The sequence below is a fragment of the Celeribacter ethanolicus genome, assembly GCF_001550095.1.
Taxonomy (GTDB): Bacteria; Pseudomonadota; Alphaproteobacteria; order Rhodobacterales; family Rhodobacteraceae; genus Celeribacter; species Celeribacter ethanolicus.
Window position 1 is genome coordinate 34413 of record NZ_LRUC01000028.1, and the last position, 19214, is coordinate 53626.

Here is a 19214-nt window from a genome sequence, read left to right on the forward strand (position 1 = left end):
TTCTGGCGCACGGGATGGGGCCGCGCTGTGTCGGCCCGCACCGGTGGGTCAGGTCAATTTATCCAAGAGCGGCACGGACCATGCAGTCCTTGGCTTCCAAAAGCTTGCGCAGGGGGCTGTAACTTACGCACAAACCCTTTCGGCCATGAGCAATGCCCTGGCTCTCATAACGGGATCCGTCTCAGTTTTGGCGGCCAGCTTGGCACTCATGGCCACGACCTCTTTTTCAAGGCGTTCGAAAACAGGAAGGGCCCGCGGATCTACCAATGCGATCCGCGCCGCTTTTTCCCGGGCGCGCTCAAGGACGGAAAGTGAATGCGTGCCGATCTCCATTAGATCATCCCCAGCGCTTCTTTGTACATTTCAAGGATCGCCTCTTCCTCGGCGATCTCGTCGGCGGTCTTCTTACGCAGCGCGATCAGTTTGCGCATCGCCTTGGTGTCGTAACCGCGCCCCTTGGCCTCGGCCATCACCTCTTTCTGCTGATCGGCGATGTCCTTTTTCTCAAGCTCAAGCCGTTCGAAACGCTCTATGAAATTGCGCAGCTCTTCGGCTGTCACGCGATAGGTTTTGTCGCGTACCTCGCGGTCGGCATCGGTCTCTTTCATCGGGGTCTGATTTTCTGTCATGTCGAGCATTTTCTTACCTCTGGGTTGCGATTTTTCCGGTCCATGCGTCGAACTCGGTGCGTAGGGCCTGAAAGCGGATTTGGGCGATGGTGTTGGCGGCAAGGTCGCGACGGCTGGCGATCTGGCAGACCTCGCGCAGGTATTCGGCGGCCGCCTCAGCGGTGAAGTGACGATCAGGAAGGCCGCTGCGCGTGGCTGCGAATTTCTGAAAGCGCGGGTCGTTGCAGATGATCCCCGCCTGTTGCGACAGGGGCAGGGTGTCGAAGGGCTGTTTGGTCATGCTCATTCCATCCGGTATAGGATTTCGAGGTAGGCCCAATGTGCGAAGACACCGAGCACAATGCCGATGGTGAGGGAGGCGATGGCGCAGATCATGTGAGTGCCATGATGGTGAGGGCGGCGCACATGATCGTCAGCGCAGTGCAGAAGGTGACCCCTACGCTCACATTCTTCTGAGGCGCTTCATCGTTGGCGGAAATACGACCCGCCAAGATTGCGATCAGGATCGCAACGGCACCGAGACAGAGTGCCATTGCCCACGCGAGAATGAGGACAATGAGGCTCATGCCTCCACCTCGGCGCGGATCACCCGGCGCGCTTGCCTGATCCAGTTGCTGATTGCCTCGTCCTCGGTTGCACCGAAGGACGAGACCCCGTGCAGAGAGATTTCGGCCAGATGCGAGGCAGGCCAGCTTTCGCCCTGCGGCACGGTATAGCTGCCGCCGCTTTCGATCACCTCATTCACCACGGCGTCCCGCATATCTTTCGGGTCGAGGAGGATCACGCGATCATAAAAGCGCGCACGGCGGTTTTCGATGTCAGAGAGCAAGGTGGCCTCCGTGGTTGGGGCGGTGAAAATCGTTCGGATGGGTGCCAAGCCAAAGCTCGGCGAGAGGATCGACCTCGGACTTGCGGCGCATCTTGGCGGCGTGGGTCCGACGGTGCCGGGTGCGTTCGCGCCAGAGGTGCGGGCTGTCGCCCCACGTCCGGGCGCAAATCCGGTTCAGAATGTATTTTCCGACCTCGGGGCCGCGTTCCTCGCTGATGCGCCGGATCGCGCGATGCCGGTGGTCGAGGCGTATGGCGGCAAGGGTGTGAACGATCCCGATCATTTGCGGCCCCGTTTGGTGAAGGGCTTGGCCTGACGGAGGGTCGGAGGCTTGCCTCTGCTCTCGTCGAGGAAGGCGGAGGCCAAAGCCAGACCGAGGGCGGCGACAAAGCCGAGGGCGACGATTGCGGTGCTCATGCCGAACGCCCTCCGTCGATCACGGCCATGGATTGGACCAACATGCGGCCCGAGTTCATGGTCTGGCCTTTGCTGCGCATGAGGGTGCGCCATGCCAGCGTGCGCACGGTAGCGGTGAAGAGGTGGCCGTTCAGAGCGACATGTCGCGCCCCGTCAGGTGTGGTTGCAAGGTGGGAAGATTGCATCTGTGTGCCTCCTGTTGATGGGAGGCAACATGAAGGGGACAATTGTCCCTGTCAATACAAAATAGGTACTATAGTCCCCATTTGGATTTTGAGTGTTCGAATCATCAAAAGAAAACCCCGCGGGGGGCGGGGTCTGTCTCCTGATGTTGTCGGTGGGCGCTTACCAGCGGCAGGTTTCGCGCAGTTTGAGAATTGCCTGGTCAACTCCCCGGATGTCGAAGGTCGCAGTAATTGGGCTTTCATTGTACGGAGTTGCCCGAATGATAAGAGTTTCATGCCCGATAAGTTTCTTGGCAAATGGGATGGCTTGAGCGCCGGACCAGAGTCCAAGTGCTTTGTTGTCTGTACTTTCTTTTGCAGAGATCTGGGACATTTTTTCAGTGTCTAAGCGGTATTCAATTTTTCCGTAGCCCTGAATGCTTGCCAAGAATAAATTGTTGAGGCGGAAGAATGCGGATGTGGTGTTTTCCTTGCAGCGCAGGATAAGTGTTGCCGGTCCTGCGGAGCCGAATTGACCGCGAATTTCATCGTCGCTTTCCAGACTGAGGTATACATTGGTTTCGTCTGTGAGTGCTGATGTGTCTACGCTGACGTGCCATTTTCCAGTGTCGGAAGGCTCAGGTGTTTCAATTTTTTTGGCGCCAAAGGCAAGGTCGTAGCAGGCAAGGCGTTCATCATCGTTGGTGATGGATTTGCACTCTTCTTGTGCGGTCGCGGCCATGGGGAGTGCGAGTGATAACGCAATTGCTGTGGAAATATTCCTAATCATTTCAATTCTCTGTTTGTTTTGGTGTCGTGCGGTGTGCTAGTGCTGCACTCAAATGCATTTTGACTGGTGCGGCCCATTTCACGGCGACGTCATACATGGGTGGGGTGTCGGCGTGAAATGAGATCAGGTCGAACAGGCCCTCGGGCTGTCCGTCGCGGCGGCGAAGCAGCTTGATCCAGACCATTCCGTCGGCGTCTTCAACAACGCAGCGTTTGCCGATGGCCTCAGAGGGAACGCCGATTACATCGCGGCTGTAGAACAGGATGTCACCGGCTTCGTAAGCGGGTTCCATGGAATTGCCCTCGACCTCGACGGCGACAATGCCATGCGGCCCGATCTGCGGCGGACAGGCTATGTGGTAGAGGCCGTCGCCTTTGGGATAAGGGTCTTCAAGCTGCACTGTGGCTCCGGCTCCGACACGTCCTGCGACGGCAACAGAGTATGAACGCCCAATATTGCCGCTCATAAATTCTTCGGCAGAGACTCCGAAAGCCTCAATAACTTTCATGGCATCATCGACATTGGTCGATTTGTTGGCGCCCTGTTTGATTTTCTTGAGCTGTTCATAGGACACGCCAGATTGCTCCGCAATTTTGCGAAGCGATGTCCCTGTTTTTTCAAGGGCATTAGCCAATGCCGAACTGAACGTATTTTCCATAGGGGAATAATAATCCCCGCATGATCCCTTCATAAGGAGACAAAAGTCCCTTGACTGATTGGGGATAATAGTCCCTATATCGCGCATGGCTAAAGATGACCTCATTTGTGAAATCGAAAAGTTTGCGGAGAGCATGAATGTTGCTCCAGCAACCGTCACAAGCCGTGCGGTCGGCAATAGTCGTTTGTATCAAAGGCTGAAGGACGGTGGCAGTTGCACTGTGCGGATCGCCGCAAAGTTGCGGGAATACATGGCTTCCGCCTCTGATCGGAGGGCCGCATGATCTGCGGTTTTCTTCATAATTTGGTCCTCACGTCTGTTTCCGACTGCCCCCATGTTCCGACATGCGCGGGCGTTTGTCATGTGAACTCGACGGGGTGTTTTTGACATGCGCGGCGTACGGGCAGGGTCCATTCAAAGCGCGGTGCGGGCGGCATTTTCATCGGTCGGCGGGTTAGAAAACGCGTCCGTCGATTTGGGCGTTTCGGTGTCCACGCTGTCCTATGGCACGTCGGTAGACGAGGCACGGCCCGGAGGCTTGGGGGTGAATTACCTCGACCGCCTCGGGCGCATGCATCGGGCGGCGGCTTTGCCGCTGGCTCAGCATTTTTCGACCTTGGCGGGCGGGTTCTTTCAGCCGGTCGATCTGACCGGGCTTGACGGGGTGGCGATCCACGATCTGACAGCCGAGTTTTCCGAGGTTTTGCGGGACTATGCGGCTGCGCATTCGCCCGCTTCGCCGGACCCGACGGGCTACACCGACGACGAGCTGCGCAAGATGATCGAAAGCCTGTCCCGCCTGTCGAAGGCCACCGCCCGGCTGCGCGCCGGGCTGGTGGACAGTTTGGAGAGGCGAGGATGATGTTAGGCGTCCGCTACCAAACTCAAGAACTCGCTTTCTCCCAGAATTCGAATGGCTTGCCCTTTGGCAATCAGATCTTCTGCTTTGCGGTGTTTCGAGCTTTTTTCATGTCCAGCCAGGACTGCAAGGTCCTGATCTCCGACGATCAGGAGCGTGGTTTTCTTTGTGACACCAGAGGCGACCTCAATTCCGACTTTTGCGGCGAGCGCAGCGGCATCGCTTCGGGAAATTGTCAGGGCTCCGGTGAACACGCCGACTTGCCCGAACAACGCGCCCGCTTCATTGCCCGAAGCGGTGATGTTGTAATTCTTGTGGGGCGGTTTGTAGTCGAGCCAATCGCGGGGCGACCTGCCCGAGTGCGCAAAGGCGCGGAGCAGGACTTCGGCTGTGATGCGCGCATCTTCACCAGCGTCGTGATGGTTGAATGGAATACCGAAGTGCTTGCTGAGGTTGGAGAGACCATAGCCGCGTTTCGCGAAGTGCTCGGGCCAGGTGCGGCGCACAATGGTCATGCTGTCGAGCCAGAGGTCGAGTGGGCTTTGGGCGTTCAGAAGTGCATAGGCGTCGTTGATTGCCTTTTTGTCGAATGCGCTGTGGCTGATGGCGATGGTCGAACGAAACAGCTCCTCAAATGGGCTGATTGCCTCAATGAAGGAGGGGCAGTCGACCACACGTTCGGGGGTGATCCCGTGGACGCTGATGTTCATGGAAGAAAAGCGGCAACCGGGGTTCACGTCGATTGCATGCGTTGCGCTGACGCGGCCACCTTCGACGATAGAAATTCCGATCTGGCAAATCGAGCTGTGGTGTTCGTTCGCGGTCTCGAAGTCAAAAGTAAAAAAGTCGATGTTTGTGGCGTCGAGGGCCATATCAATTTCCTCTCTCAAATCCGGGCGCAGCGTAGCGTGGGGCGGGTGCCCTGTCGAGCGTGGCGCGCGGGGCTGCCCGTCGCTTCCTCACCTTGTGCGGCGGGCAGGGGCGTGCGCTCCATTTCCTCCTCCCAAAGGGGCGCACGTCGGATTTCGGAATGCGTCGAGCGTGCCTGCCTGTGCGCGCTCCGCATGGGCTGTGGGGCGGGGGTGTGCCCTGCCGTCCATCTGGGCGCGGCGGCTCTCGAAAGCCGGTATGCCGCCGCGCCTCTTTTTCACAAGGGGGTGGCCTATGGGGTTTGATGTGGTGTCCGCCGTCGTCTCGCGGCCTTTTTCGACGGGGCCGGGGCGTTCCGCAGAGGTGGCGCGGGCGTGGGTGCGCGTGGCCTCGATCCACGAGGGAGAAATCGCGGCGCGTATGGTGTCGGCTGCGGTGGCGGATGGTCATCGTGGGCGGGTGCCGCCGTCCAATGGTGGCTCGCGTGTCGGTGTGCGCCATTCGAGCATTGCGGCGCGGGTTCTGGCGCTCCTCGGGGGCTGTGTTGGCGGTCTGACGGTCGGTGAGATCGCCAAGGCGCTTGGCGATGTGTCGGTCCGGTCGGTGATGTGGTGCACGACAGATATGCAGAGTCGGGGGCTTGTCACGCGCAGTCATGGATCGGGTGCCGGGGTTTTTGTCGCGATGACGGAGCGGGGGCGCGAGGTCCTGTCGGCTTGTGAGCGGGTGGAGGTGGGCCAGTGAGTGCGCTTCCTGCGGAGATGATCGGTCCTGAGGTGACGGACCCGGACCGGCTTCGGATGATGTGGCTGGCGGTGTTGGTCGAGGGGGTCAATACGGCGCTCGGTCATGGGGTGGGCAAGATCTCGGTTGCGCAGCGGGTCGAGGCAGTTTCGTGGATCGGATCGCAGGATTTCGATGCGGTCTGCGGGTTCATCGGGATCGAACCCACGGTGGTTCTGATGCAGATCGAGACCCTGCGCGAGATGGGGTTGCCGTTCGAGGTGGAGGTTTGGGGATGAGTGCAGCCTCCGTCAAACCGCTTTTCCGTGCCATTTCGGGTCAGAGCATGAAGGCTCACTCGGCGCAGATGATGATTGCCGGGTGCGATCGGGAACATCGCCGTGCGGATGGTGGGCGCGATCCTCTGGATTTTGACCCGACACCGCCAAGTGCGATAGAGGCCGTTTTGCGCGAAGAGGCCGAATTCATCCGCGCTCATGGCAATGTGGTTTGGGAAAATGCCGTGGGTGCCGGTCACTGCGCGAAGGTGCTTTCTGCGCATGGGTTCGAGGTTTTGGGCAGTGATGTCGTGGATCGAGGCTGGGGCGGTGATTTGGAACTGCGCAGCTTTCTCGACTACGCCGTGCCCAGGTCGCGCGTGGCGTTCACGAATCCGCCGTACAATCTGATCAATGCACGTGACGGTCACGGTTGGTGGCTGCGTCATTCTTTTGATCTTGGCCTTGGCTATGTCGGTCTGCTGCTCAATGCAGATTGGCCCGCCGCGCGGATCAACGGCATGGACGCGCTTTTGGAAGAGCACCCGCCCAGCGTGGAATATCTCTGTTGCTGGAAAATTGATTTTCGGGGTGGCGGCGCGCCACCGCAGCGCAATTCGTGGTTCATCTGGGATGAAAACAGGCCTGCGCCAGACGGCGGCGGCTGGCTGCGCAAGCGGCTCTACAAAGACGGGCCGGACCCGCGTCAAGAGGTGTTGCTATGAGCGAGACCCGTTCCGCAAATGCGGTGGCAGCGCATTTTGAGCCGTTTAAGGAGTTCGCTTTTGCGCAACTCGAAGCCGCCCCGCTGATTGAGCCGGGGGTGTGTTTCCGGCCCGAATGCGGGCGGCGGTTCGTCTCGTCACGCGGGTGGCAGATTTATTGCTGTGCGGCCTGTCGAAATGCCGACACGGCAGAGGCGCGGGCTTGGGGCCACAAGGCGTCATTGCCGCTTTTGGTCCACCGGCTCGGGAACAAATCAAAAGATGAGGCGATCCGGGAGCGCACGAAGGTGGCGCGCCGCTACTTGTGGCGGCTGCAATCAGCGTGGCTGGAAGATCGTCGAGGGAGGGGCGAAAAGTGACAGAGATCGGATTGTGTGAGGGTCGCGACTACATTGTGTGGCCGCTCAAGCGGGGTGAAACTTTGTCGAACCACGACTGGTTCCCGTTCTATGGTCACAGGTTTCTTGGTTCTCGCTTCTTGTCCGTTTCGTTGTTGAAGGGGCGAAGGGAAGATATTGGCACGGCTCTGATCCTCTGGACAGAGGCGATGAGCCAAGACCCCGGAGGGACGTTGCCGGACTGTAATATGGAGCTGGCAGGGCTCGCGCGCTTTTCCAGTGTCGATGAGTGGGTGTCCGTCAGGGAAAATGTGATGGCGGGCTGGGTGCCGGTCGAGGTCGAGGACGAAGTGGCGGGAAAGATGATCACCCGGCTCGGCCACCCTGGCTTCATGCAGGGGGTCGTCGCGGAAATGTATAAGCGCAAGAAGGGCCGCGATGGTGCGCGTGAGGCCGCTCGTGTTGCGGTCAAAAAGTCGCGGCTCAAAGCGAAGCTGGAAGAGATGAAAGGCTATGAAAATGTCATCGCCAACCCTCAGGCGATCATGCAGCTTGTCGAGTATTTCGAGCATTCCGACCTCTTTATGACACCGGACAATATCCGTGCCGCGTTGCATGAAGTGCTCGGGTGGAGCGGACAGGTCCGGCCTTTTCCGCAAAATGGAAGTGCCTGATGAGGTCCTGAAATACATCTGAAATCTACTGAAATGTTTCTGAAATATTTCAGTAGATTTCAGGTCGATTACTGAAATTGCCCTATAGGACAACACATTAAAAAACATAACAAAAAACCTTTCCTTAGGGCGCGGAGAGAGGTCGCCGTTGCGATCTGTGGATAAGTTGGAAGTTTGCTGAGAAAGGGGGCTGAAATGGACGGGGAAGTGCAGAAGGTGGAAAGCGGTCGCGCCCGTGTGAAGCGGGTTTTGATCGGGTCTCTCGAAGAGGGCGGAATGGGGCGCAAGCGCGGGGTGAGTGTGGCGGACCATGAGGCCACGATGGAGAAGCTGGCGAACCGATTGAGCTACATGACCGAAGACGGTCTCAAGGGGTTGGCGATGTATCTGATCCGCATGGGCGGGGAAAAGAACGTCTGGCCGGACCTCAATATCGTCTTGCGCTGTGCCTGGTCGATGGAGCCGCCGCCGCCGCGTGACAATGATTTCCTGATGAGCCTCATGCGGTCTCGGGCCGGGGAGGCTGCGCTGACGGGTGGGTATGCGCTCCAGCTTTATGCTGCGGCGCGCAAGCTCGGGCCACCTCCTTCGAAATACGAGGTTCAGCGGTTGCGCGATAAGGCGCAGCAGGATCGGGACCGAAAGCGTGTGATCGAAGACCGGATCAAGCGTGGTGTTGTGACACGGGCCGAACAGGGGTGGCTCGACGGTTACATGCGGATGAGCGCGGAGGCCGAAGCGCTGATCCGCGAGGGAATTGAAAGACGCGAAGCGGGAAGGGATGCGGCATGATGCGGGTGGTTTTCATTGGGGAGAAAGAGCGGGTCGCACGGGCAGATTGCGCCGACGAGGCTTTGCGCATGGTTCGGCGGATGGGGGCAGTTCCGAGTGTTTGCGGTCCCGAGGTGGTTGAGGCTCCGGCGCGTGGGCCGATCCGGCTGGTAGTGCCGACGGTCACGCGGGTTGTGGAGGGTGGGGCCAAAGAGGCGGAGCGTGTGGCGATGAGCCACGAGGGGCGGAAGGTTGCTCGGGTGTGCGATGTGTTCGATCTCATGGAGGTGAGGGCTAAGCGCAAGCTGTTCTCCGAAGCTCAGATCGAGGTGGGGCGCAGATATGGTGCGCTTGTCGAGCGTCACGCGAAGGGGGCGACGAAGTGTAGTTCTCTTGAGGCCATGGGGGGCGGCGGGGCGGGAGAGTTCATGGATGCGTTCCTGGCCGAGGGCTGTGAGATCGCGGCACTGAGGCGTGCGGCGGCTTATGATCGGGCAGGGCACGAGGTTGTGGCTTTGGAGGTTCGTGTCGGGGCAAAGCTGCGCCGCATCTTGGCGGGCGATCTGGTCGAGCGGGTTTGTGTCGGGCAGCAAAGTTTGAGCGCGGTTTTGCGAGCACATGGTCTGTCGAACCGTGGCGGTCATATTGGCGGTCTCAGGGGGGCGCTTGGGGCGGCTCTGGACCGGATGCGCGCGGTCTTGTAAAAAAACTTCGAAGGAGGGGATGACAGGCCGTGTCGCGTGGCTGTATGACTAACGTCATCATCCAGAATAACGCCCGCCGGAAACGGTTGGGCGTTTTTCTTTGTCCAGCCTTTGCTGAGGCTGAGAGGTTCGGCATGTGGGGGAAAGTACATGAGCAATCCATTCGCGGGGCGTTTTCTTGGTGCGTCAGGTCCGGCCTTTGATCTTGTGCCGGTGGTCTCCAGCGATGCAGTCGAGTTCGAAAGTGTCGCGGTCGCGCTTTACATCGAGACGGGTGGCGATCTGTCCTTCGTGTCGGCGTTGGGGCGGGCGCGGACAGTTAAGGTTGGCGATCTTTCGATCTTGCCGGTCGGTGTCAAACAGGTGATGGCGACAGGGACCACGGCCTCAGGCATTCATGCTTTCGTAGTCTGATGGCGCGGCGTTTGATCTGTGTCGTGGCTGGGTGCGATGATCTTGCCGAGCCGGGCGGAAATCGCTGTGCCTGTCATGCGGAGAAACAAGCGCGCAATATTGCCGAGAGCAAAGCGCGGGTGAGGCGCAGCGATCAGGCGGTGAAGTGGCACAAGCTTTACAGTGATCCGCGCTGGCAACAGTTGCGCAGAGCGTACCTTGCCCGTCACCCTCTGTGTTCGGATTGCGGGGAGCTTGGGGTGGTTGTTCCTGCGACGGAGGTCGATCACATCGAGCGCCACATGGGCGATCTCGGGAAGTTCCTCGATTGGGACAATCTGCAAGGTTTGTGCAAGCGGTGCCATAGTCGCAAGACGGCGCGCGAGGTGTTTCACGGATCTGAATAAGGGGGGGTATCCTGAAAATCCGGGGTGGAAACGCCTTACCGGAGAGGGGACAATTCTTTTTGCGGTTCTGTAATTGAGGAAAAAAGCCCACTTATCAGGAGGGTTAGGAGAGAGGGGATTGGAATGAAAGGGCCGAAGCCTAAGCCGAACAATGTCATCCCCATGAAGGGCGATGCGTCGAAGCCTGTGCCGGAACCGCTGGCCTTCTTGTCCGATGAGGGTAAAGACGTCTGGAAACGGCTCGCGCCGGAGATGGTCAAGCTGGACCGGCTCAAGCCGCAGTATCACGATCTGTTCGGCGCCTATTGCGAGGCGGCTGCGGATCTCATGCGGTTCACGATCCAGCTTGTCGACGGGCGCTATAACTACACCTCGCAGACCCGAAACGGGGAGCAGGAAAAGAAAGCCGCCGCATGGGGGCAGCGGCAAGAAGCCATCGCAAATCTGCGTCAGATCGGCGCCCTGTTCGGTATGTCGCCAGTGGACGAACAGCGGCTCTCTGACGGCGGGCAAGGAAGCTTGCTCGATGAGCTGGCACGGGCGGTGCGCGGTGAATCCGCTTGACCACCCGGTCACGCAATATGCCGTTTCAGTTCTCGAAGGGAAAGAAATCGCAGGGGAGCTGGTCCGGCTTCAATGCGAACGGCATTTGCGCGACCTTGAAACCGCTCATGAGCGCGGCCTGATTTTCGATTGCGCAGCGGCGAGCGCAATCGCCAACTTTGCCAATGTGTTGCAACACACGGTCGGGCCGAAGGCGGGACAACCGCTCAAGCTGGAGCCGTGGCAGGTTTTCCGACACGGTTCGGTGTTTGGCTGGAAATACGAGGCGACAGGGTTGCGCCGGTTCCGCTCGACCTATCACCAAGTGGGCAAGAAGAACGGCAAGACAACGGACACGTCGGTGCCTTTGCTCTACTCGCAAATTCTCGACGGGGAAGCGGCTCCGCAAGCCTATATCGCGGCGACAACGCGCGATCAGGCGGGCATTCTGTTCAAAGAGGTCAAACGGATCATCAAGCGCAACCGGGTATTGCGCGGGCTGATGGTTCCGGGTGTCTCTGTGATCGAAACGCCCGAGGTTGATGGGCTGATTACATGCCTGTCGCGAGACGGGAACAGCGCGGACGGGATCAACCCGTCATTCGTGGCGCGCGATGAAATGCACCGCTGGACGGATCGCGAGCTCGCAGAAACGATTGTGCAATCCATGATCGCGCGGGCTCAGCCGATTGATTGGGTGATCACCACGGCGGGGCATGACCGGCAGTCGTTGTGCGGTGAGCTGCGGGGCTATGCGGAAAGCGTGCTGACGGGGCAGGTCGAAGATGATCGCTTTTTTGGCTATGTCGCTGAGCCGCCGAAGAACTGCGATCCGATGGACCCGCGTTATTGGAAAATGGGCAACCCGAACCTTGGCGTTTCCAAGCCGCTGGAAGCGATGGAGGCAGCGGGCAAGCGGGCCCAGATCATTCAGGCGGAAATGCCGAACTTTCGGCGCTTTCATCTCAATATGTGGACCGAGGGGGCACAGACGTGGATCGCCAGTGAAGTTTGGAACAAGGGCGATGCAGACAAGGCGTTCGATGACGCGCAGCTTTTCGGACGCGAGGCGTGGGTCGGTGTCGACCTGTCGAACAAGATCGACACGACGGCGATTGTCGTGGCCGTGCCGGTCGATGGGCTGATCTATCTGATCTGCTACACCTTCTTGCCTGCGGGTCAGGATGGGTTTGTCGCCCGCGCGCAAAAGGAAAAGCGCGAATATGTCGGCTGGCGCGATCAGGGCTGGCTCGAAGTGCATCATGGCGGCTCCATCGACGAAGAGCTGATCGAGGCGCGTCTCGATTGGATCAAAGCCAAGTTCGATGTGCAGGAAGTGGCCTATGACCCTTGGGGCATGAAGTACCTAGCCGACCGGCTCGACAAGAAGGGGTTTCCTCTGGTCGAGCACCGGCAAGGCTTTGCCTCGATGTCGAACCCGATGAAGCGTGTCGAGGAATTGGTGGCTCAAAACCGGCTGCGCCATGGCGGCAATCCGGTTTTGTCCTGGCAAGTGGGCAATGTTCACCGCGACGAAGACGCGGCGGAGAATATCAAGCCGAACAAGAAGCGCTCGACTGGCCGCATCGACGCGGCGGTCGCGGCCATCATGGCAATCGGTCGGGCCGAGGCCGGGCATCGCAAACGCAAAACGAGGGAGTTTGACTCGATATGAATTTTCTGTCCCGCTCCAAACACCGGGCGCGTCATGTAGTGGAGCGGGCCAGCTCGGTTCCGGCTGTGCCGCGCATGCGTGAGCCTGTGCAGGCCTCGGTCTCGGTGTCGAATCCTGCGTCGGCGTCTGTCTTCGAGGGGCTGGGGTTTGTTGGGTTCTCACGGAGCAACGTGTCCACCTTGCCGCGTGTCTCGCCGGAACTGGCGCAAAAACACGCGACGGTCACCGCCGCATGTTCGGTGATCGCGGGCGATCTGGCAAAGCTTCCTTTGCAGGTCTTCGAACGGGGGGCGGATGGCCGCGAACGTCGGTTGCGGGATCACCCGGCGGAGTACCTTTTGAACACGGAAAGTTCGGCTGGTGTCCCGGCGAAGGTCGCACGGTTCGGGTTGAGCTATTCCTTTTGTCTTCGGGGGCGCGGCTTTGCCTATGCGCCCCGCGACGCCGGTGGAGAGCTTGAGCTGATCGAGTCCATTCGTCCCGATCAGATGATGGTGCTGCGGGATGGCCGGGCGCGGTTCTATGAGTTCGAGGATGGCGCCGGGATACGCCGCCGGGTTGCGGGCCGTGTCATGGTCCATCTGCGCTACATGGCGGAGGATGGCTGGACATCGCGCTCTCCGATTGAGGTGGCTGCCGAAAGTCTCGGGATCGCGCTCGCCGGGCAGGAAGCGGCGGCGCGTCAGGCCAGCGGCGAGAGTTTTAAGCAGATCGCCAAAATCTCTGCCTTTGATGCGGATGACGAGACTTGGGAGCGGCAACGCTCTCGCCTGAAGGATCACATGCGGCGGGATCGCGACAGCGGTGTCCTGATTGTCGGCTCCGAGGATGATTTCAAAACGCTCGGGGCTTCGGCTGCGGACTTGCAGCTTTTGGAAAGTCGCAAGTTTGATCGCGAGCAAATTATCGCGCTCTATCGCGTCCCGCCGTCCAAGCTTCAGATGCTTGAACACGGGGTCAAAGCGAACGGCGAGCAACAGGCCATCGACTACAAGGCGGACTGTCTGACCCACTGGGGCGGGTTCGTGGAAAACGGCCTGACGCTTGGGCTTTTGAGCGAAGGTGAGCGGCGGCGCGGTCTGTTCCTGCGTCACAACTATGACGCCTTGCTTGCGGCCACCACCAAAGAGCGGTTCGAGGCGCTGACCAAGGCGGTCGGGGGACCGTTCATGCTCTGGCAAGAGGCGCGCGAGATCGAAGGCATGAAGGACCTGCCAGAAGGGCAAAGCCCCTATCCGCCGTCGAACATGACGCGCAAGGATGACAGCGAAAAGGAAAGTGACACATGACGCGGACGGTTGAACAGGTGATCGCGCGGGGCGGGATGATGGCGCTGGATCGCGCCTTGTCTCTGGATCACCTCGCTCAGGTATGGCCCGAGGCCATGCTTGAGGCAGACGGTGGCGGGGCGAAAATGATGGCTGCACCGGAGCGCTTCCGCGTTGAGCGCGGAGTTGCCGTTGTTCCGATCCGGGGCGTGTTGACGGCAAATTCCGCGATCCTCGAAAAGTATTTCGGCTGGACCACCTATCGCGGCCTTGAAGAAACCTGCGACACGCTTGCCGCTGACGACAGCGTACAGACCGTGATCCTCGATGCGAACAGCGGCGGCGGAATGGTCCTCGGCCTCAAGGGGGCTGCGAATGCGTTGACGCGCCTTGCACAGGCCAAGCCTGTTCATGCTCTGGTCGATACTGTGGCAGCCTCGGCGGCTTATTGGCTTGCCGCACAGGCCGGTGAGATTTCCATGACGGCAGGGGCCGTGGTCGGGTCCATCGGGGTTGGCGTGTCGAGCTATGCCTATGTGCAGCCGGGCGGGTCCGGGGTCCAGCTCTTTGAGTTCACCTCGACGCATGCTCGCGCAAAATGGCCGGACCCATCGACCGAAGAGGGCCGCGCCGAGATCCTGCGTGATCTCGATGCGACGGAGGCGGAGTTCCACGATGCGGTCGCGGCGGCACGCGGGGTGTCACGCGATGAGTTGACGGCGCGGCTCTCCGTCACCGACGACCCGCGCGACGGTGGCGCGGTGTTCGGCCCGGCGGAGGCAATGGCCCGAGGTCTGGCGGATCGCATGGAGATCCGTGCCGAATTCTATGCTCGGCTGATCGGCGAAGGGGTTACGAAGCCGAAATCGAGATCGCGCGCCAGTCTGGCGCGTGCCAGCGCAGCACTTGCCGCGTCGCACATGTGACCACGGCCTGACGCGCGGTCTGTCTGCCCTGCCATTCGGCGGGGTTTTTTGTTGCCGCTCCGGCGGCGTGATTTCACTGACAAAGGGGACTTTCGATGCCGAAAAACATCGACGATCTGCGCCGTGACCGCAAAGCGGCTGCAGACAAAATGAAAGAATGCGCGGATCAGATCGCCGCGCTCGAAGAGGCGGACACGCCGGACGAGGAGGCGATTGCCACGGCTCAGGCCACGTTCGATTCCGCCGAGGTCACGTTTGCGAAGGCGCAAAAGGCGGTTGCACGGGCTGAGGCGACCGAGGCCGCGCAAGCGGCAGCCGCCGGTGCGGGCGATGAAATCGGCGCAGGGGCCGGTGTTCCGGCACAGCCGATCAACCCGGAACACAAGGGCGCGGAAGTGGCGCTCATGGTGCATGCGCTGGCGGCCTCTGGTGGCGACAAGGACAAGGCCGTGACGCGCCTCGAAAAGACCGGATACGGCGCGGTTGCCGCCACGCTGATCGGTGCGGATGAAAACTCCGGCGGGGTGCTGATCCCGCGCGCACAGGTGTCCAAGGTGATCCCGATGCTGCGCGCCAAGACCGTGCTCGACAAATGCGGTGCGCGCTCGATCCCGGTTTCCGCTGGCGAAATGCGCAACGCCAAACAGACGGGCCGTGCCAGCGCCGCCTATGCCGATGAGATCGGTGAGGCTGCCGAGAGCAACCCGACCTATGAGCCCGTTTCTGAAACGCTCAAAGATCTCAAGGCGCTGGTGCCGGTGTCGAACCGTCTTCTTGAACGGTCCGACATTGCAGTCGCCATGATGGTGCTCGACGACATGCTGTCGGCCATGGCGCTCAAACGCGACATCGCCGGTCTGCGCTATGACGGCACCGGGCTTTTGCCGAAAGGTGTGCGGCACTGGATTCCGGGGGCGAACTGGCTGGCCACGGTCGATGCGTCCTCGGTGGCTCTGATCGACATCGCGTTGCGCTCCTTGGTGGACAAGGTGGAGGACGCCGACGTTCCGATGTTCAAGCCCGGCTGGGTGATGCGCGCCAGTGCCAAGAATTTCTTGGCATCGCTCAAAGACGCCTACGGCAAGCCCTATTACCCTGAGATCGACGAAAAGGGCATGTTGAAGGGCTATCCGATCTATACCACCTCTCAGATCCCGAAAGACCTTGGCGTCGGGGGCGATGAAACCGAGATCACCTTCGGCGACTGGGCCGAACTGATGATCGGCGAAGAAGACCGCATCCAGATCGCGCAATCGCGCGAAGCGGCTTACCGCGACACCAATGGCACCATGCAATCCGCGTTCCAGCAGGGCAAGACCTTGCTCCTTGCGGTCACGGCAAACGACTTCGCGCCGGATCATGAGGAGGCCTTTGCGGGCTTCAATGCTCAGGGCTGGACGCTGGTCTGAGCCTGATCGGCGCGCGGTGATCTGATCTGCGCGCCTCTTTCATTCAAAAGGATACGGGATATGGCAAAGGTTGCTGTCGAGTTCAAAAAAGTGCGGGGTTCTTTCGTCGCGGGGGATCGTGCGGCGTTCTCCGAAGAAAAGGTCAAAGAACTGGAAAAGGGCGGCTTTCTGCGGCGCCTCACCAATGAGGAGGTGAGCGAGGCGCGTGCCGCCTCTGTGGCTGGCGCGCCTCTGGATGAGGTGGCGGATCTCAAGGAGCGGCTTCGCGTTGCTGAAAGTGAGATCGCAGCGGCCCGGAACGCTGAGGCCAAGGCCGTGAAAGCCGCAGAAGTTGCGGAGCAGGGGCGCGGCACGGCACTGGCTCAGTTGGCCGCTTTGAAGGCTGAGGCTGCCGGTGTCTCTCAGGATGCCAAAGCGGACACGGAAACCGTCGTCACGACGGACGAGGCGAAGACCGAGGCGGCGAAAGCGACCGGCACGCCGCCGAAGCAAGGGGCAACCAAGTAAAAGGGCAATGTCATGCGGGTGATTGGCGGCGGAGTGCCGGAGGCTGTGTCGGTCAGCGAGTTTAAGCGGGCGACACATTTCTCGGGCGGGGATCAAGACGACGATCTGTCTCTCGCCGCCTATCTCATGGCGGCGCAAGAGGTGGTCGAGACGGCCAGCGGTCGACCGATCGGGGTGCGCTCCGTGCGCTTCGAGGTGCCTATCCAGTCCGGGTGCACGCGCTGGTGGTTTCCGGTCGCGCCGGTCGCGGCGCTGACAAAGATTCAAGGCTTGGTCGCTGGTGTCTGGGGGAATCTCGATCCGGGCGCGGTGCATGTCGAGTTTGGGCATGATGAGCCGCAACTTGTCATGCCGGCGGGATTTCTCAGTTCTGGGGAAGACGCCATAGCGGTTGAGGCCACGGTCGGGGCGGATGTGGGTGCGCGTGAAAAAGCCCTGAAACAGGCGGTGATTCTGATCGCGAAAAGCTGGTTCGAGGCGGGAATTTCCGTTGAGGAGTTCTCAGAGGCTCAGATGAGTTTCGGGGCGAGGGCGCTGATCCGACAGGCGCGGTACAAACGGCCCTGCATTTGGAGGGCGGTGTGATGCGTTTTGATTGCAAATTTGCTGTCTTTCGCGAGGTCGAAACTGGGCGGGATGGGATGAATGAGCCGGTGACCGAGGCTCAGGAAATCGCCAAGGGCTGGTGTGCGGCGGCAAGCGTGTCGCGGGAAAGGTTCGATGCCTTGGGCCTCTCCGGCACGGTCGAGGCCGTCGAACTGGTCGTGGGGGATGCGGCTGCGCTGCGCGATTTGCGCGCGACGGATCGGGTCGACCTCGACGGGGTATCCTATCGCTATGTATCGCAATCTGCGCGACCTGAGGCACGGCGACGGTTTCTCAACCTGATTGCGGTGCGGGAGGTGGCGGCATGATGGAAGCGGTTTTAGCGCATCTTCTGGCTGCGTCTGAGATCAGCGCGCTTGTCGGGGCGCGGATCAACTGGCGTGTGCAACCACCGGAGCAAACCGCGCGGCCCTATGTGAACCTGCAACTCGTGGGAGGGGGGCGCGACTACAGCCTTGATGGCCCGCGCCGTTGGCGCCGGGTGCGGGTGCAGGTCGATGTCTGGGCCGAGAGCGGCACTTCCGCACATGCGGTCTGGGCCGCTGTCGAGGCGAGGCTATCGGGCTTTGCGGGGGCGTTATCTGGTGTCGAGGTCTCGATGGTCCGCCTTGAGGGGGTGCGCAGCCTGTCGGATCGGTCCGAAGACGGAACCCGTCTTGCAGGCTGTTCCGGTGATTTTTCGTTTCGATGGAGGGGCGTCACATGAAAATGGAATTCCATGGTGGGCGTGAACTGGAAGAGGCTTTGCGCGAGCTGAAGCTTTCCACGCGCAAGTCCATTGCTCGCAAAATTCTCAAGCGGGCAGGGCAGAAGTTCGCGGAGCGCGCCAATGCGCTCGCGCCGAAGGGGCGCGGATCTCGGCACCTGTCTGGCTCTTACGGGGTGTCCTCGCGCCTGAGCAAACGTCAGGCGGCAAAGGTTCGCAAAGAGGGGCGCGATGATGTCTTCATGTATGCGGGCACGAATGATCCGGCGGGACAGCAACAGGAATTCGGCAATTCGCGCCACCCTGCGCAGCCTCATGCGCGGCCTGCATTCGATGAGACAGCGAAACCCATGTTCGATTTGATCCAAGATGAAATGGCTGGGGAAGTCGAGAAATCCGTCGCGCGTGCCCGTCGCAAGGCTGCGCGTGCGGGAAAGTGATCTTTAAACTGAAAAGGGGGCCAAAATGGCTGGTGACAAGGAATTTTTCGGGGGCGTCGTGCGGCGTTCGCCGGACGGTCTCACGTTCACGGAAATCCGGGGCGTGAAGGGGGTGAAGATCCCCGAGCTGTCGATTGACATGAAGACGCGCAAATCGCTGGACTCCCCGGATCGGGTTGTGCGCAAGCGCCCCGGTTGGGCTGATCCCGGTGAATTCGAAATCGTGGTCTATGACGATGAAGGTGACATCGACGAGGCAATGGCGGATCAGGCCCGCACGCTGTCGGGGGCTTCGACATTCTATGAGATCGAGTTCGCCACCGGGAAAAAATGGGCTTTCGAGTCCTTCCCGATGGTCACGCCGCCCGCGCCGAGCGAGGTCGATGTCGATATCGAATTCACGATCAAGGGGGCGGTCTCCGGTCTGCCCGAATTCACGCCTGCCGCGTGATCTGACACAAGAGGCTTAACACCATGACTGACACGAAAAAAATCGCCCGGCTCAAGGTCGGCGGCGAAACCCTGGCGCTTGCCTTCACCACGAATGCGCAGGTCGAATACGAAGATGAGATGAGCTGTGATTTCAGCTCGGTCAGCGACTTTTTCGCAAACGCGTCGAACCGGGATGCAGCGGGGCGCGCGAAACCCGTCAAGCTGTCGATCCGCACCATGCGCGCGCTGCTTTGGGCTGCGCTCAAGGGCGGCGATGAGGCGGGCAAGGGCGTCTCCATGAAGCGTGCGGGGGAAATCGTCGATGAGGCCGGGTATGAAAGCGTCATGCTGGCCCTGTCTGAGGCTCTGGCACTGGCTTTCGGGCAGGGAGGTGACGAGTCCAAGGGAAAGGCGAAGGCGGCTCCGAAAGACGCGGAGAAAGCGCAAGAGACGCCCGTCAGCGCCTCCTGACG

Annotated in this window: 33 protein-coding genes; 22 read left to right on the top strand and 11 right to left on the bottom strand. The window is 60.4% G+C overall.

From position 1 onward, the window contains the following. Positions 1 to 123: 123 nt before the first annotated feature. From NH195_RS11300 to NH195_RS11340, 10 genes are all read right to left on the bottom strand, one after another. Positions 124 to 333, bottom strand: coding sequence for a hypothetical protein (locus NH195_RS11300; protein WP_066706897.1), 210 nt, complete (start codon positions 331 to 333; stop codon positions 124 to 126). Continuing rightward, positions 333 to 629, bottom strand: coding sequence for a DUF2312 domain-containing protein (locus tag NH195_RS11305; RefSeq protein WP_155846158.1), 297 nt, complete (start codon positions 627 to 629; stop codon positions 333 to 335). The genes NH195_RS11300 and NH195_RS11305 overlap by 1 nt, the downstream gene beginning before the upstream one ends. A 13-nt stretch (positions 630 to 642) precedes the next feature. Beyond that, positions 643 to 909, bottom strand: a complete 267-nt coding sequence (locus tag NH195_RS11310; RefSeq protein WP_066706899.1) for a hypothetical protein — start codon at positions 907 to 909, stop codon at positions 643 to 645. A 91-nt stretch (positions 910 to 1000) separates the two neighbouring features. Then, entirely contained in the window at positions 1001 to 1195 is a 195-nt protein-coding gene (locus NH195_RS11315; protein WP_066706902.1) for a hypothetical protein, read from the bottom strand. Continuing rightward, complete coding sequence (locus NH195_RS11320) at positions 1192 to 1458, bottom strand: hypothetical protein (protein ID WP_066706904.1); 267 nt, start codon at positions 1456 to 1458, stop codon at positions 1192 to 1194. Before NH195_RS11320 ends, NH195_RS11315 begins: the two co-directional genes overlap by 4 nt. Further along, positions 1448 to 1741, bottom strand: a complete 294-nt coding sequence (locus NH195_RS11325; RefSeq protein WP_066706906.1) for a hypothetical protein — start codon at positions 1739 to 1741, stop codon at positions 1448 to 1450. Before NH195_RS11325 ends, NH195_RS11320 begins: the two co-directional genes overlap by 11 nt. Then, positions 1738 to 1875: a hypothetical protein gene (locus NH195_RS21195; RefSeq protein ID WP_155846154.1), complete on the bottom strand. Its 138-nt coding sequence runs from the start codon at positions 1873 to 1875 to the stop codon at positions 1738 to 1740. Before NH195_RS21195 ends, NH195_RS11325 begins: the two co-directional genes overlap by 4 nt. Continuing rightward, positions 1872 to 2060: a hypothetical protein gene (locus NH195_RS11330; RefSeq protein ID WP_066706908.1), complete on the bottom strand. Its 189-nt coding sequence runs from the start codon at positions 2058 to 2060 to the stop codon at positions 1872 to 1874. The genes NH195_RS21195 and NH195_RS11330 overlap by 4 nt, the downstream gene beginning before the upstream one ends. Positions 2061 to 2220: 160 nt before the next feature. Further along, positions 2221 to 2781, bottom strand: coding sequence for a type VI secretion system-associated protein TagO (locus NH195_RS11335; RefSeq protein WP_162265871.1), 561 nt, complete (start codon positions 2779 to 2781; stop codon positions 2221 to 2223). Between the two features lie 49 nt (positions 2782 to 2830). Then, positions 2831 to 3487: a LexA family transcriptional regulator gene (locus tag NH195_RS11340; protein ID WP_066706916.1), complete on the bottom strand. Its 657-nt coding sequence runs from the start codon at positions 3485 to 3487 to the stop codon at positions 2831 to 2833. Between the two features lie 388 nt (positions 3488 to 3875). On the opposite strand from NH195_RS11340, the gene NH195_RS11345 reads away from it, so the two are divergent. Then, a complete protein-coding gene (locus tag NH195_RS11345; protein WP_066706919.1) occupies positions 3876 to 4349 on the top strand; it encodes a hypothetical protein in 474 nt (157 codons plus the stop codon). Positions 4350 to 4351: 2 nt separating this feature from the next. Here NH195_RS11345 and NH195_RS11350 read toward each other — a convergent pair whose 3' ends face one another. Then, positions 4352 to 5218, bottom strand: a complete 867-nt coding sequence (locus NH195_RS11350; RefSeq protein WP_066706922.1) for an exonuclease domain-containing protein — start codon at positions 5216 to 5218, stop codon at positions 4352 to 4354. 292 nt (positions 5219 to 5510) lie between these two features. On the opposite strand from NH195_RS11350, the gene NH195_RS11355 reads away from it, so the two are divergent. From NH195_RS11355 to NH195_RS11455, 21 genes are all read left to right on the top strand, one after another. After that, complete coding sequence (locus tag NH195_RS11355; protein WP_066706925.1) at positions 5511 to 5960, top strand: helix-turn-helix domain-containing protein; 450 nt, start codon at positions 5511 to 5513, stop codon at positions 5958 to 5960. Beyond that, positions 5957 to 6238 carry a hypothetical protein gene (locus tag NH195_RS11360; RefSeq protein ID WP_066706928.1) on the top strand — a complete coding sequence of 94 codons (282 nt, stop codon included), beginning with the start codon at positions 5957 to 5959 and terminating at the stop codon, positions 6236 to 6238. Before NH195_RS11355 ends, NH195_RS11360 begins: the two co-directional genes overlap by 4 nt. Then, positions 6235 to 6942 (top strand): hypothetical protein, encoded by a 708-nt coding sequence (locus tag NH195_RS11365; RefSeq protein ID WP_066706931.1) that lies wholly within the window; start codon positions 6235 to 6237, stop codon positions 6940 to 6942. Before NH195_RS11360 ends, NH195_RS11365 begins: the two co-directional genes overlap by 4 nt. Next, positions 6939 to 7301 (top strand): hypothetical protein, encoded by a 363-nt coding sequence (locus NH195_RS11370; RefSeq protein ID WP_066706934.1) that lies wholly within the window; start codon positions 6939 to 6941, stop codon positions 7299 to 7301. The genes NH195_RS11365 and NH195_RS11370 overlap by 4 nt, the downstream gene beginning before the upstream one ends. Next, entirely contained in the window at positions 7298 to 7954 is a 657-nt protein-coding gene (locus tag NH195_RS21200; RefSeq protein WP_155846155.1) for a hypothetical protein, read from the top strand. The genes NH195_RS11370 and NH195_RS21200 overlap by 4 nt, the downstream gene beginning before the upstream one ends. A gap of 195 nt (positions 7955 to 8149) precedes the next feature. After that, complete coding sequence (locus NH195_RS11380) at positions 8150 to 8746, top strand: hypothetical protein (protein WP_066706938.1); 597 nt, start codon at positions 8150 to 8152, stop codon at positions 8744 to 8746. Continuing rightward, complete coding sequence (locus NH195_RS11385) at positions 8743 to 9429, top strand: hypothetical protein (RefSeq protein WP_066706941.1); 687 nt, start codon at positions 8743 to 8745, stop codon at positions 9427 to 9429. The genes NH195_RS11380 and NH195_RS11385 overlap by 4 nt, the downstream gene beginning before the upstream one ends. A gap of 150 nt (positions 9430 to 9579) precedes the next feature. After that, positions 9580 to 9843 (top strand): spike base protein, RCAP_Rcc01079 family, encoded by a 264-nt coding sequence (locus NH195_RS11390; RefSeq protein WP_066706945.1) that lies wholly within the window; start codon positions 9580 to 9582, stop codon positions 9841 to 9843. Beyond that, positions 9843 to 10229 (top strand): HNH endonuclease signature motif containing protein, encoded by a 387-nt coding sequence (locus tag NH195_RS11395; protein ID WP_066706946.1) that lies wholly within the window; start codon positions 9843 to 9845, stop codon positions 10227 to 10229. Before NH195_RS11390 ends, NH195_RS11395 begins: the two co-directional genes overlap by 1 nt. 123 nt (positions 10230 to 10352) lie before the next feature. Continuing rightward, entirely contained in the window at positions 10353 to 10793 is a 441-nt protein-coding gene (locus NH195_RS11400; RefSeq protein ID WP_066706948.1) for a P27 family phage terminase small subunit, read from the top strand. Then, on the top strand, positions 10780 to 12447 hold the full coding sequence (locus NH195_RS11405) for a terminase large subunit (protein WP_066707016.1): 1668 nt from the start codon (positions 10780 to 10782) through the stop codon (positions 12445 to 12447). The genes NH195_RS11400 and NH195_RS11405 overlap by 14 nt, the downstream gene beginning before the upstream one ends. After that, positions 12444 to 13736, top strand: a complete 1293-nt coding sequence (locus tag NH195_RS11410; RefSeq protein WP_066706950.1) for a phage portal protein — start codon at positions 12444 to 12446, stop codon at positions 13734 to 13736. Before NH195_RS11405 ends, NH195_RS11410 begins: the two co-directional genes overlap by 4 nt. Then, the gene (locus tag NH195_RS11415; protein WP_066706951.1) at positions 13733 to 14641 is read left to right on the top strand and encodes a S49 family peptidase; all 909 of its coding nucleotides are present in this window, start codon (positions 13733 to 13735) and stop codon (positions 14639 to 14641) included. Before NH195_RS11410 ends, NH195_RS11415 begins: the two co-directional genes overlap by 4 nt. Before the next feature lie 95 nt (positions 14642 to 14736). Beyond that, on the top strand, positions 14737 to 16050 hold the full coding sequence (locus NH195_RS11420) for a phage major capsid protein (protein ID WP_066706953.1): 1314 nt from the start codon (positions 14737 to 14739) through the stop codon (positions 16048 to 16050). A 60-nt stretch (positions 16051 to 16110) separates the two neighbouring features. Next, positions 16111 to 16557: a hypothetical protein gene (locus NH195_RS11425; protein WP_066706955.1), complete on the top strand. Its 447-nt coding sequence runs from the start codon at positions 16111 to 16113 to the stop codon at positions 16555 to 16557. 12 nt (positions 16558 to 16569) lie between these two features. Next, a complete protein-coding gene (locus NH195_RS11430; protein ID WP_066706956.1) occupies positions 16570 to 17142 on the top strand; it encodes a head-tail connector protein in 573 nt (190 codons plus the stop codon). Next, entirely contained in the window at positions 17142 to 17471 is a 330-nt protein-coding gene (locus NH195_RS11435) for a phage head completion protein (RefSeq protein WP_066706958.1), read from the top strand. The genes NH195_RS11430 and NH195_RS11435 overlap by 1 nt, the downstream gene beginning before the upstream one ends. Further along, on the top strand, positions 17468 to 17869 hold the full coding sequence (gene gp17 / locus NH195_RS11440; RefSeq protein ID WP_066706961.1) for a tail completion protein gp17: 402 nt from the start codon (positions 17468 to 17470) through the stop codon (positions 17867 to 17869). Before NH195_RS11435 ends, gp17 begins: the two co-directional genes overlap by 4 nt. After that, positions 17866 to 18309 carry an HK97-gp10 family putative phage morphogenesis protein gene (locus tag NH195_RS11445; RefSeq protein ID WP_066706964.1) on the top strand — a complete coding sequence of 148 codons (444 nt, stop codon included), beginning with the start codon at positions 17866 to 17868 and terminating at the stop codon, positions 18307 to 18309. Before gp17 ends, NH195_RS11445 begins: the two co-directional genes overlap by 4 nt. Before the next feature lie 25 nt (positions 18310 to 18334). Further along, a complete protein-coding gene (locus NH195_RS11450) occupies positions 18335 to 18760 on the top strand; it encodes a phage tail protein (protein WP_066706966.1) in 426 nt (141 codons plus the stop codon). Between the two features lie 23 nt (positions 18761 to 18783). After that, a complete protein-coding gene (locus NH195_RS11455) occupies positions 18784 to 19212 on the top strand; it encodes a hypothetical protein (RefSeq protein WP_066706968.1) in 429 nt (142 codons plus the stop codon). Positions 19213 to 19214: the final 2 nt, after the last annotated feature.